At 30.1% G+C, this 16,411-nt stretch carries 16 protein-coding genes and 1 riboswitch; of the genes, 14 read left to right on the top strand and 2 right to left on the bottom strand.

Annotated elements, in window-relative coordinates:
- The first annotated feature begins 99 nt into the window (after positions 1 to 99).
- Positions 100 to 684 (top strand): AAA family ATPase, encoded by a 585-nt coding sequence (locus BTM21_RS10340; protein WP_079481083.1) that lies wholly within the window; start codon positions 100 to 102, stop codon positions 682 to 684.
- Between the two features lie 160 nt (positions 685 to 844).
- Positions 845 to 1,486, top strand: a complete 642-nt coding sequence (locus tag BTM21_RS10335; protein WP_021874763.1) for a histidine phosphatase family protein — start codon at positions 845 to 847, stop codon at positions 1,484 to 1,486.
- Between the two features lie 78 nt (positions 1,487 to 1,564).
- On the opposite strand, the gene BTM21_RS10330 is transcribed toward BTM21_RS10335, so the two are convergent.
- Together BTM21_RS10330 and BTM21_RS10325 are read right to left on the bottom strand one after the other, a co-directional pair.
- Entirely contained in the window at positions 1,565 to 2,356 is a 792-nt protein-coding gene (locus tag BTM21_RS10330) for a DeoR/GlpR family DNA-binding transcription regulator (protein ID WP_021874764.1), read from the bottom strand.
- A 17-nt stretch (positions 2,357 to 2,373) separates the two neighbouring features.
- On the bottom strand, positions 2,374 to 3,174 hold the full coding sequence (locus BTM21_RS10325) for a hypothetical protein (RefSeq protein WP_021874765.1): 801 nt from the start codon (positions 3,172 to 3,174) through the stop codon (positions 2,374 to 2,376).
- A 452-nt stretch (positions 3,175 to 3,626) separates the two neighbouring features.
- Between BTM21_RS10325 and ulaG the strand changes: the two genes are divergently transcribed.
- The 12 genes from ulaG to BTM21_RS10265 all read left to right on the top strand — a co-directional run bounded on the left by ulaG (position 3,627) and on the right by BTM21_RS10265 (position 16,409).
- Positions 3,627 to 4,691, top strand: a complete 1,065-nt coding sequence (gene ulaG, locus BTM21_RS10320; RefSeq protein ID WP_021874766.1) for an L-ascorbate 6-phosphate lactonase — start codon at positions 3,627 to 3,629, stop codon at positions 4,689 to 4,691.
- 68 nt (positions 4,692 to 4,759) lie between these two features.
- Positions 4,760 to 5,203 carry a PTS sugar transporter subunit IIA gene (locus BTM21_RS10315; RefSeq protein WP_021874767.1) on the top strand — a complete coding sequence of 148 codons (444 nt, stop codon included), beginning with the start codon at positions 4,760 to 4,762 and terminating at the stop codon, positions 5,201 to 5,203.
- Between the two features lie 99 nt (positions 5,204 to 5,302).
- Positions 5,303 to 6,757 carry a PTS ascorbate transporter subunit IIC gene (locus BTM21_RS10310; protein WP_021874768.1) on the top strand — a complete coding sequence of 485 codons (1,455 nt, stop codon included), beginning with the start codon at positions 5,303 to 5,305 and terminating at the stop codon, positions 6,755 to 6,757.
- Between the two features lie 196 nt (positions 6,758 to 6,953).
- Positions 6,954 to 7,244, top strand: a complete 291-nt coding sequence (locus BTM21_RS10305) for a PTS sugar transporter subunit IIB (RefSeq protein ID WP_021874769.1) — start codon at positions 6,954 to 6,956, stop codon at positions 7,242 to 7,244.
- 118 nt (positions 7,245 to 7,362) lie between these two features.
- Complete coding sequence (locus tag BTM21_RS10300; protein WP_079481084.1) at positions 7,363 to 8,400, top strand: hypothetical protein; 1,038 nt, start codon at positions 7,363 to 7,365, stop codon at positions 8,398 to 8,400.
- A 35-nt stretch (positions 8,401 to 8,435) separates the two neighbouring features.
- Positions 8,436 to 9,128, top strand: coding sequence for an L-ribulose-5-phosphate 4-epimerase (araD, locus tag BTM21_RS10295; RefSeq protein WP_021874771.1), 693 nt, complete (start codon positions 8,436 to 8,438; stop codon positions 9,126 to 9,128).
- Positions 9,129 to 9,146: 18 nt separating this feature from the next.
- Positions 9,147 to 9,998, top strand: coding sequence for an L-ribulose-5-phosphate 3-epimerase (locus BTM21_RS10290; protein WP_021874772.1), 852 nt, complete (start codon positions 9,147 to 9,149; stop codon positions 9,996 to 9,998).
- Positions 9,999 to 10,412: 414 nt separating this feature from the next.
- Positions 10,413 to 11,219, top strand: a complete 807-nt coding sequence (locus BTM21_RS10285; RefSeq protein ID WP_096145434.1) for a transketolase — start codon at positions 10,413 to 10,415, stop codon at positions 11,217 to 11,219.
- 14 nt (positions 11,220 to 11,233) lie between these two features.
- On the top strand, positions 11,234 to 12,160 hold the full coding sequence (locus BTM21_RS10280) for a transketolase family protein (RefSeq protein ID WP_021874774.1): 927 nt from the start codon (positions 11,234 to 11,236) through the stop codon (positions 12,158 to 12,160).
- Positions 12,161 to 12,299: 139 nt separating this feature from the next.
- Positions 12,300 to 12,950 carry a fructose-6-phosphate aldolase gene (fsa, locus tag BTM21_RS10275; RefSeq protein WP_079481086.1) on the top strand — a complete coding sequence of 217 codons (651 nt, stop codon included), beginning with the start codon at positions 12,300 to 12,302 and terminating at the stop codon, positions 12,948 to 12,950.
- A 261-nt stretch (positions 12,951 to 13,211) separates the two neighbouring features.
- Positions 13,212 to 13,295: riboswitch (cyclic di-GMP riboswitch) on the top strand.
- Between the two features lie 81 nt (positions 13,296 to 13,376).
- Positions 13,377 to 15,740, top strand: a complete 2,364-nt coding sequence (locus BTM21_RS10270) for a hypothetical protein (protein ID WP_021874776.1) — start codon at positions 13,377 to 13,379, stop codon at positions 15,738 to 15,740.
- An 18-nt stretch (positions 15,741 to 15,758) separates the two neighbouring features.
- On the top strand, positions 15,759 to 16,409 hold the full coding sequence (locus BTM21_RS10265) for a signal-mediated exported protein (protein ID WP_021874777.1): 651 nt from the start codon (positions 15,759 to 15,761) through the stop codon (positions 16,407 to 16,409).
- Positions 16,410 to 16,411: the final 2 nt, after the last annotated feature.

Genomic DNA, 16,411 nt, shown 5'->3' with positions numbered 1-16,411 from the left:
GAATCTTAAATTTAGGGCTAATTTTTTACATATAAAACTGTTAAATACTAGATTTTGGATGAGCTTATAATTATGATGAAAATTTGTAGGGGGAAACCAATGCCAAAGAGAATAGCTATTTTAGGTGGACCAAGATGTGGTAAAACTACTTTAATTCAACAATTATATGTAGAAATGAAAATCAGAGACTTAAGCGTAGGCGTTGCTACAGAGTATAGTACAGACTATCTAAGAGATAAAGGAATGATAGAAACTATAGCAGAACAGTATGGTATATATTTAGGACAACTTCATATAGAAGAGAGCCTAAATTCTTTTGACTATGCATTAACTGATTATGCTACTTTTGTACCTTACATATACGGTAGATTTATGCTAGGAGATAAAAAAAGAACTATTAAAGAAATAGAAATCTTAAAGGATTTATATGTTTTAGCGTTAAGAGATTTACCTAAATATGATCATATATTCTTTGTACCAAGAGAATTTGGCTACGCAAAGGATGGAGTAAGATGGCAAGATGAAGAAATTGCAAAGGCTGTAGATAAAGCTATCTTAAGTTTCTTAGAAGCTGAAAACGTAAAATATACTGTAATAACAGGATCAACTAAAGAAAGATCAGAAAAGATTCTTGAAATAGTTGGAATAGATAATGAAGTTAAAAAGCCTGTAAAGGATAAATAATATATAAAAGTATATAAATCTGGTACATTTTAGAGTAACTACGCAATTAAAAATGTGTAAATCTTTTATGTATCAGATTTGTTGCATTTATCTTTATAATTAGAATAAGGGAGGTGACTTTAGTTTAATACTTTTAAAAAGTATTAGCTAAGAAAAAGGTATGACTAAATTATATTTAACAAGACATGGTGAAACAGAGTGGAATACTCAAGGGATAATGCAAGGATGGGGAGATTCACCTTTAAGTGAACTTGGAATTAAACAGGGTGAATGGTTAGCAGAGAGAATAAAAGAAACTCCTATTGATGTAATATATACAAGCCCTACAGGAAGAGCTTATAATACAGCAAAAATAGTTAGAGGAAATAAAAATATAGAAATAATACCTCATGATGGATTAAGAGAAATAAGAGTTGGGAATTGGGAAGGCTTAAACCAAGATCAACTTAGAGAGTTAGATGAAAAAAACTATAATAACTTCTGGAATACTCCATCTAAGTATGTGCCAACAGGTAATGGTGAAACTTTTATGGAAGTTAAAGAAAGATCATTTGCAGCAATAAATGAGATTTTACAAAAAGAAAAGGGAAGAAATATATTAGTAGTAACTCATACAATTGCTTTAAAGACTTTCTTAATTGCATTAGAAAATAAGGATATAGATACTTTGTGGGAACCTCCATTTATAAAACAGACAAGCTTAACAGAAATAGATTTTGATGATAACGGACATAAATATTTATTAACAGCTTGTATGAAACATCATAAATATTCAAAAAAAGAATATAATGAATTTAAATAAATTAATAATAAAAAAATACGTCTAGCAAATAAAATCATTAAATTTGCTAGACGTATTTTTTAGTAAACATATTTTAAATTATTTATTCTCTGTTTTTACAGTTTTAACAGTGATACCCTTATTATTAAGTAAGTTTAGTTGTGTCTCATCTGCATATATATCTGTAATTAAATAGGATATATCTTCAATTCTTCCACTAGAAAAATTATGTTCTTTTCCAACTTTAGAGCTATCTGCAACTATTATTTTAGCTCCTTTGCATCTTCGAAGCATCATTTCATTAATAGTTGTTTCTTGAAGAATAGAAGTACCTATTCCGTATTCAGCACTAATTCCACTTACTCCAAGAATACATTTATCAGCAGTTATTTTATTTATTATATGAGTGGCAAAGTCGCCTACCATAGTTTTCTTTCTATCATTAACTTCTCCACCTGTTAATACTAGCTCAACATTTGGTCCTTTTGGAATTGATAAGGCATTACCATTATTAGTTATTACAGTAACACGTTTATCTTCTAAATACTGTAAAGCTAAAAGCGCTGTAGAGCTTGAATTAATAAAAATAGTATCACCATCTTCTATTAAACCAGAAGCATATTTTGCAATGGCTTCTTTTTGAGATAAATATTCATTAGATGAATCAAGTAGAGAAGGATCATCGTTTAATGCTCCTTCTATTAAAGTAGCACCACCGTAAAATCTCTCAACTATGCCTTGATCCTCAAAAAGTTGAATATCTCTTCTTATAGTAATAGGTGAAACAGATAATATTTTTGAAAGTTCATCAGTTTTTATGGTTTTGTTCTCTTTTAGATATTGTAATATAGCTTGTTGTCTTTTATGAACAATACCTTTTGCTTGTTTCATAATTTCCTCCTAAATATTTATTCTAAATTTTTAATTAGCTTAGAGGCTTCAGTTGTAACATACATCTTATTGCCATCAGCTAAAACATATTTTAAATTTCTTTCTGCTAAACCTTTATCTTTTGTTTCAATATATAATTTAGATAATAACATATAGTAATTTACTCTTTCATGCTTATTCATATTGTCTACAGACACTGCCTTGAAAGCCTTTTTACTATCCTTATACTTCTTTAATAATAACATATATTGACCAGTGATTTCATTCCAAGAAAATAGCGGTAATATCTTTTTTCTTCCTATTTTAGCGTCTTTAAGCTTCATTACATTTTCATAATATATCTTTGCTTTTTCTACATCCTTAAGAGATGCATAAGCAAAGAAATAGAAATAGTAATAAACAAGAAGCAAGTCTAATGAAGTTGAAAATGATTTTTTACCTTCTTCATCTAAATAAGCTATAATCTCTTCATATTTTCCCATGTCTTTATATAATAGAAGTTTAAAAACTTTATTAGATGATTTAAATCCTTTTAAGTAATCATACTTTTGAAGTTTTTCCATAAGCTTTTCTGCTTCATAAGGATCACACAATTCAATTAAAGTATAAATAGCTTTATCATTTAATTTTTTTAAGACTTCATATAAGAAAGCAAAGGAGCCGAAAAATACTAAAATTACTCCATATAGTACTTTAACAGCTGTACTATTAGCATTAATTATTAGATGAATTAAGTAGATTAAAAATATTATATAGAAGCTAATGCTCAAAATGAACTTTCCTTTTCTACTTAAAGAGAACCATTTTCTACTATTCATAAAGATACCTCCTAAAAATATAGCCAATTATTAAGCTAAAGTATAAAATATTTAATTTATATGTTCATTATACACCGTAAACCTAGAAGTAATCAATGACTAAATGCTCAAAATGAACAAAAAATATCTAAAACATTCATAAAATGAATTTTAAGAATATTTAATACAATCCCATTGAAAAAATGGTAATTAAACCTTTACATTAGTTAAAATAAAGTGGGTTTTAAGTGAAAAACATGAGAAAAATTAAAAAATTTATAAAATTCTAAATAATCTATTGAAAAAAATAGCAAAATGTATTACTATAAAGACACAGGGAAACGATACAAACGAACAAAAAATAAAAACAAATAAATAAAAAATAATGATAATTAAACTTAAATGAAATTTTAAGTATGAAAATTAATCAAAACAATCAAAATAATCTTAACAGTAGACGAGGAGGAGAAAAAATGTCAAAAGTAGATGAAATAACAAGAGAATCATGGGTGTTAGGAACTTTTCCTGAATGGGGAAGCTGGTTAAACGAAGAAATTGAACAAGAAGTAGTAGCACCAAATACATTTTCAATGTGGTGGTTAGGATGTACAGGAATCTGGGTAAAGAGTGAAGGTGGAGCAAACCTTTGTATAGATTTCTGGTGTGGAAGTGGTAAAAGAACACACGCTAATCCATATATGGATCCACAACATCAAATGTCAAGAATGTGTGGAGGAAAGAAGTTACAACCTAACTTAAGAGTAGCACCATTTGTTTTAGATCCATTTAGAATAAAGGAAGTAGATGCAGTAATTTCTACACATGATCATAATGATCACATTGATGTAAACGTTGCATCAGCAGTATTGAAAAATTGTGATGAAAAAGTTCCTTTCATTGGACCACAAGCTTGTGTGGACAAGTGGGTTGGCTGGGGAGTTCCAAAAGAAAGATGTATAGTTGTTAAACCAGGCGACACAATAAAAATTAAAGATGTAGAATTAGTTGCTTTAGAATCATTTGATAGAACAGCATTAATAACAAGTCCTCCAGAAGGAAACTTAGTTGGAACAATGCCAATAAATATGGACATTAAAGCTGTTAACTACTTAATAAAGACAACTGGTGGAAATCTTTATCATAGTGGAGATTCACATTACTCAAACTACTATGCAAAACATGGAAATGATCACAAGATTGATGTAGCATTAGGTTCTTTTGGTGAAAATCCAAGAGGTATTACAGATAAGATGACTTCATCAGATATCTTAAGAATGGGGGAAGCATTAAATACACAAGTTATAATTCCATTCCATCATGATATATGGTCAAACTTCCAAGCAGATACAAATGAAATAAACGTATTATTTGAAATGAGAAAAAACAGACTTCAATATAAATTTGTTCCATTCATTTGGCAAGTAGGCGGAAAGTTTACATTCCCAGTTGATAAGGATAAGAGAGAATATCACTATCCAAGAGGTTTTGATGATTGTTTCGCAAAAGATATAAATACACCATATACATCATTCCTATAAAAAGTAAGTAAGGAATTGAATGTAGAAGATATAGCAATTAAATGGATAAAAACTAGGGGGAGAGATATATGTTTAATGAATTATTAGAAAAGAAAAGATATTCCTTTCATGAGGGATTCGACAATTGGGAAGATGCTGTAAAGGCTGCATGTCAGCCGCTTATAGAAGAAGGTGCAATTCTTCCTAGTTATGTAAATTCAATTATAAGATGTGTAAATGAATATGGTCCATATATAGTTATAGCACCTAACATTTGTATTCCACATGCTCAAGAAGGAATTGATGGTGACGTTAAAACAACTTCAATTTGCTTTATGAAAACAGAAAAACCAGTACATTTTAGTGATGACCCAGAACATGATGCAAGATTATTCTTTGTATTAGCATCAGAAAATAGTGAGTTACATCTGCATAATCTTACAGAATTAGTTGGATTGATATCAGACGAGGAAGTAGTAGAGAAATTATTAAATGCTAAATCTTTTGAAGATCTTAAAAAAATCCAAGGGTAAATAGTCTTTAAAGCTTCTCCCTACGGGGGAGTAGGGAGAAGCTTAAAATAGATAATAATATGTAACTATTTAAAAAATTAAGAAGGTGAGGATGGTAAAATGGACTTTTTAATTAAGATTTGGGAATTCTTTCAGGTAAATATTCTTACTCAACCGGCATTTTTCATTGGATTTATAGTACTTTTAGGTTATTTACTTTTAAGAAGACCTATTTATGAGGCATTTGCAGGATTTGTAAAGGCTACAGTTGGATATTTAATATTAAATGTAGCGGCAGGTGGATTAGTTAGTAATTTTAGACCTATACTTGCAGGACTTAAAGACCGTTTTAATTTAACAGCAGCTGTTATTGATCCGTATTTTGGACAAACAGCAGCACAAACAGCTATTGAAGGCATTGGAAGATCCTTCTCACTAATGATGCTTGTATTACTAGTAGCATTCTTATTTAACCTTTTACTAGTATTCTTCCGTAAATGGACTAAAATACGTACAGTATTTATAACAGGACATATTATGGTACAACAATCATCAACAGCACTTTGGATGCTATTATTCTGTTTCCCACAATTACAAGATACAAAGATAGTTCTTATGCTAGGTTTACTATTAGGAACATACTGGTCAGTATCATCTAATTTAACTGTTGAAGCATGTCAAGAACTTACAGAAGGTGGCGGATTTGCTATAGGACATCAACAAATGTTTGGTGTTTGGTTAACAGATAAGATAGCAGGTAAATTCCCTAAAAACAGCAAGAAGATAGAAGACTTAGAGCTTCCAGGCTTCCTTTCAATCTTTAATGATAACGTTGTAGCAACAGGAGTACTAATGTTAATTTTCTTCGGTACTATAATGACAATATTAGGACCTGATTTACTACAACAAATAGATAAATCCTTTAAACCAGAAAGAAACTTTTTCTTCTACATAATGGAGAAATCATTTAACTTTGCAGTTTATCTAAGCATATTACAACTTGGAGTTAGAATGTTCGTATCAGAACTTACTGAATCTTTCCAAGGTATATCAAATAAATTACTACCAGGTTCAATGCCAGCTGTAGACTGTGCAGCAGTATATGGATTTGGACATCCAAATGCTATAACAATAGGATTCTTATTCGGAGCACTTGGACAATTTATAGCAATATTAGGACTTATCGTATTCAAGAGTCCAGTATTAATAATCACAGGTTTCGTACCAGTATTCTTTGATAATGCTACATTTGCAGTATTTGCAAATAGAAAAGGTGGATTAAAAGCAGCAATTACAATACCTTTCGCAGCAGGTATGATTCAAGTTTTAGGAGGAGCTTTCTCAGCACACTTCTTCCAATTATCACAATATGGTGGATGGCATGGAAACTTCGACTGGGATACAATTTGGCCACTATTTGGTGTAATGATGAAATATGGTCAATATATTGGTGTGGCAGCAGTATTAATAATTATGTTAGCTATTCCACAAATACAATATAGAAAAAATAAGAAAAATTACTTTAAAGTAGCAGAAGATTATGAAGCAACAATAAATCAAGAAGTAACTGCTTAAAGTTAATAAAAATTTTCCATGGGTTTATGGTAAGTGGGCATAAAAGTCCACTTACCAGAAATTAAAACAAAAGCCTAATTAATACTTAGATTATTAATTAAGTAAGTTTTTTCTAAAAGGAAAGACTTAGTTAGTTAATAAAAACAAATATTTTAAATTAAATAAAAAATTATGGATAAGTTTTGGAGGGATTGTTATGTTAAAAGTAATAGCAGCATGTGGAAATGGGATGGGATCAAGTCAAATAATCAAAATGAAGATTGAAAAAATCTTTAGAAAGTTAGGAGTTCCAGTTTCAATTCATCATAGTAGTGTAGGAGAAGCTAAAACTCAAGCATCAAACTACGATGTAGTATTTTGTTCAGAAGCATTAAAAGGAAACTTTGCAAATGCAGCAAAGAATGGAACTAAAGTAATAGGACTTAAGAACCTTTTATCAGAACAAGAAATAGAAGAAAAAATTAAAGAGCATGTAATACAAAAATAATATAAGTAGAAGCTTTGAGATTTATGGGAGTACAGACCTATAAATCTCAAATTTTAACCGTGAGAGTTATATGGTGTTATGGGAAAACAATATTAAAAATCTAGGAGGAAGAAATAAAATGAATATAGAAAAGAAGTTTTTAACAAATTTGCATAGATGCTACGCTACATCAAGCACAGTAATAGATAATGAAACAAAGATATTATTAGCAACTGAAGGTGAAGGTGCATGTTATATGTACTCAGGTGAAGACTTTAAACAATCTACTGTATGGGATGGCCCAGGTGGAACAATGTCAATGATACCTGTACCAGGAAAGAATGGAGACTTTTTAGCAGTTCAAAATTTCTTCCCAACATTCCAATCAGAAAAAGCAACTATAGTTTGGGCAAGACCTAAAGAAAATGATGAATTTGAAGTTAAAACAATATTAGATTTACCATATGTTCATCGTTTTGATATCTTAAAAGCTAATGGAGTTAACTACTTCTTAGGCGCTACTCTTTGTACAACAAAAACTTGTAAAGATGATTGGTCAGATCCAGGTAAAATTTATGTAGGAGTTCTTCCAGAGGATCTTAATGAGCCAATACAATTAAAAGTTATAAAAGAAGGACTTACAAAAAACCATGGCTATTGTAGAGCAATGTGGAATGGAAAAGAAGTTGGAATGGTTACATCACAAGAAGGTGTATTTGTTGTAACACCACCACAAGTAGAAGGTGAAGATTGGAAAGTAGAACAAATTATGGACAAGCCGGTAAGTGATGTGGCAGTTGTAGATATAGATGGCGATGGAGTAGATGAATTAGTAACAATAGAAGAATTCCATGGTGGAAACTTTATAATAAATAAAAAAATCGGAGATAAATACGAAGAAGTTTATAAATATCCAAAGGAAATGGATTTTGGTCATGTTGTTTGGGGTGGAAAGCTTAGAGGAGTTCCAACAATAATTGGTGGATATAGAAGAAACGAAAAGGAATTATTCTATATTCAATGTGAAAGCACAAACCCACTTAAATTCAAGGCTACAACAATAGAAGCTGGAGTAGGACCTAGTAACGTTGCTGTATTAAATGAAAAAGATAGAGATATTATAATTTCTGCAAATCGTGAATTAGGAGAAGCAGCATTATATATTGTTACAGATTAATAGCTAAAAATATAAAAGGAATGGGAGTGGATTAAATGTTAGAACAATTAAAACAAAAAGTATATGAAGCTAATATGCTTCTTCCAAAATATAATTTAATTACTTTTACTTGGGGAAATGTATCAGGAATAGATAGAGAAAAAGGTCTTATAGTAATTAAGCCATCAGGAGTAGAGTATGATGTTATGAAGCCAGAAGATATGGTAGTTGTAGACATGGAAGGAAATGTGGTTGAAGGTGATTTAAAGCCATCATCAGATACACCAACACATGTTAGATTGTATAAAGAGTTTAAAGAAGTTGGAGGCATTGTCCACACTCATTCTAAATGGGCAACAGTTTTTTCACAAGCAGGTAGAGGGATAAATCCATATGGAACAACTCAAGCTGATTATTTCTATGGAGAAATTCCATGTACTAGGGATATGACTAGAGAAGAAATTGAAAAAGATTATGAATACAATACTGGTGAAGTTATAGTTGAAAGATTTAAGGATTTAAATCCAAAATATATGCCAGCTGTATTAGTTAAAAATCATGGACCATTTACTTGGGGGAAAGACCCTTCAGAAGCAGTGCATAATGCAGTAGTTTTAGAAGAAGTAGCTATGATGGCATTTACTACAGAGATGATAATGAATTCAGGGGTAAGATCAATGCCAAATACTCTTTTAGATAAGCATTTTATGAGAAAGCATGGACCAAATGCCTATTATGGACAAAAATAAGAAGTCAGAGGTGTATTTATGAAGGAATATACATTAGGATTGTATGAAAAATCAATGCCAAATACCCTTACATGGAGGGAAAAGCTAACTTTTGCAAAGGAAGCTGGTTATGATTTTGTTGAAATAAGTATAGATGAAACAGATGAGAAGCTTTCAAGACTTGAAAGCTCAAAGGAAGAAAGATTAGAGCTTATAAAAACTATGTATGAAATTGGTATTCCAATTAGAACTATGTGCCTTAGTGGTCATAGAAAATATCCACTTGGAAGTTTAAATGAAAATGTAAGAAATCGTGGCATGGAAATTATGGAAAAAGCTATAGATTTTGCTTGCGATTTAGGTATAAGAATAATCCAATTAGCAGGATATGATGTTTACTATGATGAGTCTACAGAAGAAACAGAGAAGTTATTTTCACAAAACTTAAAGCTAGCTGTTGAAATGGCTGCAAAAAAAGGAATAATATTAGCTTTTGAAACTATGGAAACAGAATTTATGAATACAGTAGAAAAGGCTATGAAATATGTAAATAAAATAAACTCACCATATTTACATGTATATCCTGATTGTGGAAATATAAAAAATGCAGCAGTAACATATAATACTAATGTTTTAGATGATTTAAAGACAGGAGCAGGACATATTGCAGCAGTTCATCTAAAAGAAACAGTTCCAGGAAAGTTTAGAGAAATACCTTTTGGTACAGGACATGTAAACTTTGAAGAGATAATAAGAACTTCATGGGAATTAGGTGTTAGAAGATATGTAGCAGAGTTTTGGTATGTAGGTAATGATAATTGGAAAAATGTCTTAAAAGAGACAAAAGTTTTTATGGATGAAAAGTTTAAAAATGCCCATAACCCTAAATAGGGATAACATAACCTAAAACTCCAATTAATAAAAAACTACTAAAACTTAGGTCTTAGTAGTTTTTCTTGTAAAAGGTTTTGGGAGATATTAACAATATATTAATAAGCTTAAGATTAATTTATGGTGTATATAAAAAGAGTGTGATTAAAAAAACGGAATTATGAAAATTTTTTCAATAAAATTAAAATTTTTTTCGAAAGGATTTTATACACTAAAACCTTAAGAATCCTTTGAAAGGCAAGGATTACATAAGATATTTCTTACCAAATTAAATTCGTAGACAAGATTAGAGTTTGTGAATTTTTGTTGAAAAGATAATGTATTTTATGTTAACATTTAGCTGTAAGGCTATTGAAAATATCCAAAACAAGAATAATTTAAATCAAATTGCTCAAGCGAGTGAAGGGAGAAATTATGAATAAAGAGTTATTAGTTAACAAGTCAAAAGACGTTAGAAAGAATATTATTGAAATGATCTATGAGGCTAAATCAGGTCATCCAGGTGGATCATTATCTTGCGCAGATATAATTACATATTTATATTATGAAAAAATGAATGTAGATGTGAAAAATCCTAAGGCTGAGAATAGAGATAGATTTGTTTTAAGTAAAGGACATGCTGCACCAGCACTTTATTCAGTATTAGCAGAAAAAGGATTCTTCCCAAAAGAAGAATTAAAGCACTTAAGAAGAATTGGAGCTTTATTACAAGGACATCCAGATGCAAAACATATTCCAGGAGTTGACGTTTCAACTGGTTCATTAGGACAAGGAATATCAAATGCTGTAGGTATGGCGCTTGGATTAAAGACACAAAAGAGCGATGCTAAGGTTTATACTGTTTTAGGAGATGGAGAATTACAAGAAGGTTTAGTGTGGGAAGCATCAATGGCTGCTGTACATTACAAATTAGATAACTTAGTTGCTGTTGTTGATTACAATGGCTTACAAATAGACGGAAAAAATGAAGATGTTATGACAGTTTCACCAGTAGATGAAAAGTTCAGAAGCTTTGGTTGGAACGTTATAATGTGCGATGGAAATGACTTTGAAGAAATAGATAGAGCTTTCAATTCACTTGTAAGCGGAAAGCCAAATCTTATACTAGCAAGCACAGTTAAAGGTAAGGGTGTTAGCTTTATGGAAAACCAAGCTGGATGGCATGGACAAGCACCAAGTGCAGAACAAAAAGATCAAGCTCTAGCTGAGATTGCTAAATAAGGAGGAATAAAAAAATGGGAAAAGCAACGAGAGAATCATATGGAATGGCATTAGTTGAATTAGGAAAGGAAAATGAAAATGTAGTTGTTTTAGACGCAGACCTTTCAAAATCAACAAAGACAGCAGATTTCAAAAAGGACTTTAGTGATAGATTTTTCAATGTAGGTATAGCTGAACAAAACTTAATGGGTATGGCAGCAGGTCTTGCTAATGTTGGAAAAGTTCCATTTGCAAGTACATTTGCAGTTTTTGCATCAGGAAGAGCTTTTGAAGTAATCAGAAACTCAATCTGTTACCCAAAAGTAAATGTTAAAATAGCAGCAACTCATGCTGGTATCACAGTTGGAGAAGATGGTGGATCACACCAATCAGTAGAAGATATCGCTCTTATGACATCTCTACCAAACATGACTGTTTTAGTTCCTGCAGACCATAGAGAAGCTATGGCAGCTGTAAAAGCAGCAGCAGAAATGAATGGACCAGTTTACTTAAGATTCGGAAGATGTGCAACAGAAGACATCTATGATGAAAACTACAAGTTTGAAATTGGTAAGGGTTCACAATTAACAGAAGGTAACGATGTAGCAATCATAGCTACTGGTATGTTAGTTGCAAAGGCTCTTGAAGCTGCTAAAGAATTAGAAGCTGAAGGAATAAAAGCTAGAGTTATAAACATGGCTACTATCAAACCAATAGATAGAGAAATAATAATAAAAGCTGCTAAAGAAACTAAGGGTATAGTTACAGCTGAAGAACACTCAGTTATAGGTGGTCTTGGAGCTATGGTTTCATCAGTAGTTTGTGAAGAATGTCCAACAGTAGTTAAAAAGGTTGGTATTCAAGATACATTTGGTGAATCAGGTACTCCAAACGAATTAATGGAAAAGTACGGATTAACAGCTGCTGAAATAGTAAAACAAGCAAAAGCTATATTAAAGTAGTATTTTAATACTAATAATTAGATAAAATAATATTAAGTTTTTTAGGAAGGTTAGAGGTATCTGAAAAGATACCCTAACTAACCATAAAATAAAATTGTTTAAAATATTTTTAAGATTCAGAATTTAAGGAGTGAATGAAATGAAATTATTCGTAGATACAGCTAATGTTGAAGATATTAGAAAAGCTAATGACCTTGGAGTTATATGTGGTGTAACTACTAATCCATCATTAATAGCTAGAGAAGGAAGAGACTTAAAGGAAGTTATCGATGAAATCTGTTCAATAGTTGACGGACCAATCAGTGCAGAAGTTATGGGATTAAAAGCTCCTGAAATGATAGAAGAAGGTAGAGAACTTTCAAAGATGAACAAGAACATAGTTATAAAAATACCTATGTGTGAAGAAGGCTTAAAAGCAGTAAGCGTATTATCAAAAGAAAACATAAAGACTAACGTAACATTAATATTCTCACCACTTCAAGCTTTATTAGCTGCTAGAGCTGGTGCTAGTTATGTAAGCCCATTCTTAGGAAGATTAGATGATATCGGAAATCCTGGAATAGACCTAGTAAGAAATATATCTGAAATATTTGAAATACACGGAATAGAAACAGAAATTATTTCTGCAAGTGTTAGAAACCCAATGCACGTTTTAGATGTTGCTTTAGCTGGTTCACACATTGCAACAATTCCTTATTCAGTTATAGCTCAAATGACTAAGCACACTTTAACAGATGTTGGAATGGCTCAATTCATAGCTGACTATGAAAAGGCATTTGGAAACAAATAGTTTTTAAAGAAATTTTAGAGAAGATACCTTTTATTGAAGGTATCTTCTTTTTTTAATTCATAAAATTTTCATGCTATTATTAGCAAAACAAAAAAATATTATCCTAAAAATAACCATTATAAACAAAGATATTACAAGAATATATTAATTTAATTAAAAAATAATGCTAAAATTAATATAAAATATGTAAAAAATAACAAAAAATACTTTACTTTTTTCAAAAAGTTATTATAATAAAATTGTTGCAGAAAAAAAACAAAATATTAATTAAGAATCTAAGAATTACACTTTGTATATGGGCACTTGAAGTGTAAGGAGATAATAGTGCAACCGGCTTATTTTAAGGGGAATATCCTTAGATAGGTCGGTTTTTTATTTTGTGTAAATAAATTAGACAAAAGATATTAGATAGGAGGGGAGAAGATAATGAGGAAAAAGAGAGAGAAATATATATCATTATTTCTTTCAATAATTTTTACAATAGCATTTATTAATTTAAGAGGAATTAAGACAGAAGCTGAAAGTAAAATAGAAAAAGCTATACCTGTTAATTGGTCAAGAACCCCAGAAGGAAATGGAATTGTAGATACAGAGGGAAATAATTTCTCTTCATATTGGGACCAATATAATGGGGGAAAGGAACGGATATTAGATAAGGGTAATTTAAATGGAAGTTCAAGTATAGTTAGAACAGCGAATATTATAAATTCAAATCAATATAAATGTACAAGCAATAGAATTTTTGATTATTCAACCTTCTGTCAATTATTAAATCCAACTCAAACAGATAATGTATGGGATGGTAAGGGAAATAATCCTTATTATCAAGGATATATAAATAAAGAATTTGCAAAAAATTATCCAGTAGATGGATTTGCTACTTGGAAATATCATAGCAATCATAATGGTGATGAATGGAGAATGTTTAGAGGAGAATTTTCTTTAAATCCTGACCAAATAAAAAGTGAGGATTTATATATAGGAGTTTCAAGTAAAGGATCACCACAACTTATATTCCCAGTAAATGATTTTGTTATGGTATTTATAGATGGTAATACAACTGATATAAATTATGGAACTCAAGAAATTACAGATAGTAATAGAAAAAATATAAAGTTTAGAATGCCAGATGGAAGTATTGAAGCATTAGATTTTAAAACAGCACACTATAGAAATAATCCTTATGGAATAGATAATATCTGCATAAATAGATTACATCAAGATGTAAGTAAGCATACTGATGGATGGCATGTACACTTAGATGATAATACAGAAGTTGTAGATGGAAAGTATTTAAAACTTGGAAATATAAATAAATATTTAAATCCTAATATTACTAATCATAAAATAGAGATATTTTCAGGAGACAATGCAGGTGGCGGAGCAATTAGTAAATTTGAAATATTTAAAGTTTCAAAGCCTAATATAGGAGTTAATAAGAGTGCTTATAAATTAGAAGGTGATAAGGAAATTTCACTAGAAAATAATGTTTCAACAGTAACTTCAGCAGAAGATGTTTATTATAAATTTGCAATGGAAAATAAAATGAATGAGAACTTAACAAATATTGAGTTTGTAGATGACTTATTAAATATTAAGGTAAATCAAAATGGTGTATTTAAGAAAGCGTCAGATTCAAGTTATGAAAAGGTTAATAGTTCATTAGTCCAAGTTAAAAAGACCACAGCTAATAATGAAGAGATAATTGGAGGCTTAGAACTTTTAAGTAATCTTCAAATAAAAGAAAAGATTGAAGTTGTAGATAAGGGAAACTTGAAATACACAGTTATAGACAAAGATGTAGATAGAGGTATTTTAACTAATAAAGTAGTAGGAACAGCAAATTACTTAGGTGATCAATTAATAGCAATAAGTGAAGCAAACTTTTCAGTAAAAGTTAAAGATATAGATATAAAAGATATAAGTATTTCAATGACTAAAAATGTAGAGGAAATAATTAGAGACGGAAAAACAATATATAAGAATAATGGACAAGAGGAAATCCCTAAGGTAAATCCTAACGATGAAATAACTTATGGTTTTGATATAGTAAATAACAGTAAAAATGGAGATAAAGCAATAGCTGTAGATAATTTAGACTTACAAGATATATTAACTCCAAACTGCCAAATGGAAAGATGGAATTATGATTTTCAAGGTAAGGGAGAAAATATTAATCATGAGAGCTTTACAATTAAACCTAATGAAAGTATAAAAGTTATTTTAAAAAGATTAGTAGTTCCAGAACCAAATAAAGATTCAGATAACTATATAATCACAAATGAGGGTGTATTAAGTAGAAAAAATATAGAATTAGCAAGAAGTAAGGTTGATGTTGAAATAGCAAGACCTAGTTTAAATATAATGAAAGCTATATCCAATAAAGGGTTAACACCAGAGGAAAATAAATCCTTTACTATAAAAGTAGTTGGGGACGATAACTCAAAAGTTACAGTAGAAGCTATACCAAACAAAACTTACAATATACCTAATTTAAAATATGGAGTTGTATATACAGTAAGCGAGGTAATTCCTATGAATTATAAGTTAGATGGAATAGAACTTAGAGATAATGATGGAGAAGTAGTTAACCAAGAAAAACAACTAGCAGAGAAAATTAATACAGGGGAAGGTTTCTTAGCAGGACACCTAACTATGCAAGGTAGCTTAAATAATGGAACTATGAAAATTATAAATAAAAAAGAAAATAAAAGCTTATTCTTTAATTCAAATGTGAAAAAGAATATATTTAAATATTCTAAAGATAACATTGAAACTAAAGTTGAATAGGGGAAAGGGGTAATTAAGTTGAGAAGAAAAAAAGAACTTATAGCAACTCTTTCAGTAGTACTTTTCATAGTTATTATTGGAGGGATTTTCAAAACCCTAGGATTTTTTAGTGATATAGATACAAATGAATCTGTATTTACTACAGGAAAAATAGATACAGAGGTTACGGAAGAGTTTGATTCAAGTGACAAAGATCATAAAGATAACTTGAAAAAGAAAGTAAAAATAAAAAATAATAGTGAAACAGAAGCTTTAGTAAGAGTTAGCATAAGTACAAGATGGATTGATGATAATGATAATGTTCTAGGTCTTGATGAAAATGTAGTTCAATTGAATATGTCAAAGGATTGGGAAAAATATTGGGTTAAAGGTAATGATGGATATTATTATTATAAAAAAATATTAGAGGGAAAAAAAGATGATAAAAATGCAGAGACAGAAATGCTTTTAGAATCAGTAACCTTTAATATACCAGAGGAAAAAAAGCCTTTATATGAGGGCAAGAATTTTATAATAGATGTTAAATCAGAAGGTGTACAACCAACTTATTTAAACAGCAGAAAAGAAGACTATGCTTATAGACAAGTTTGGAGAGAATTACATGATAAAAATATTGATAGCTTGTTAAGTAGCATAATAGATGAAACTGAAAAAGGTAAAGGAGAATAGAT

This window comes from Clostridium chauvoei (assembly GCF_002327185.1).
GTDB classification, from domain to species: Bacteria; Bacillota; Clostridia; order Clostridiales; family Clostridiaceae; genus Clostridium; species Clostridium chauvoei.
This window is presented reverse-complemented; position numbering and strand designations above follow the sequence as displayed.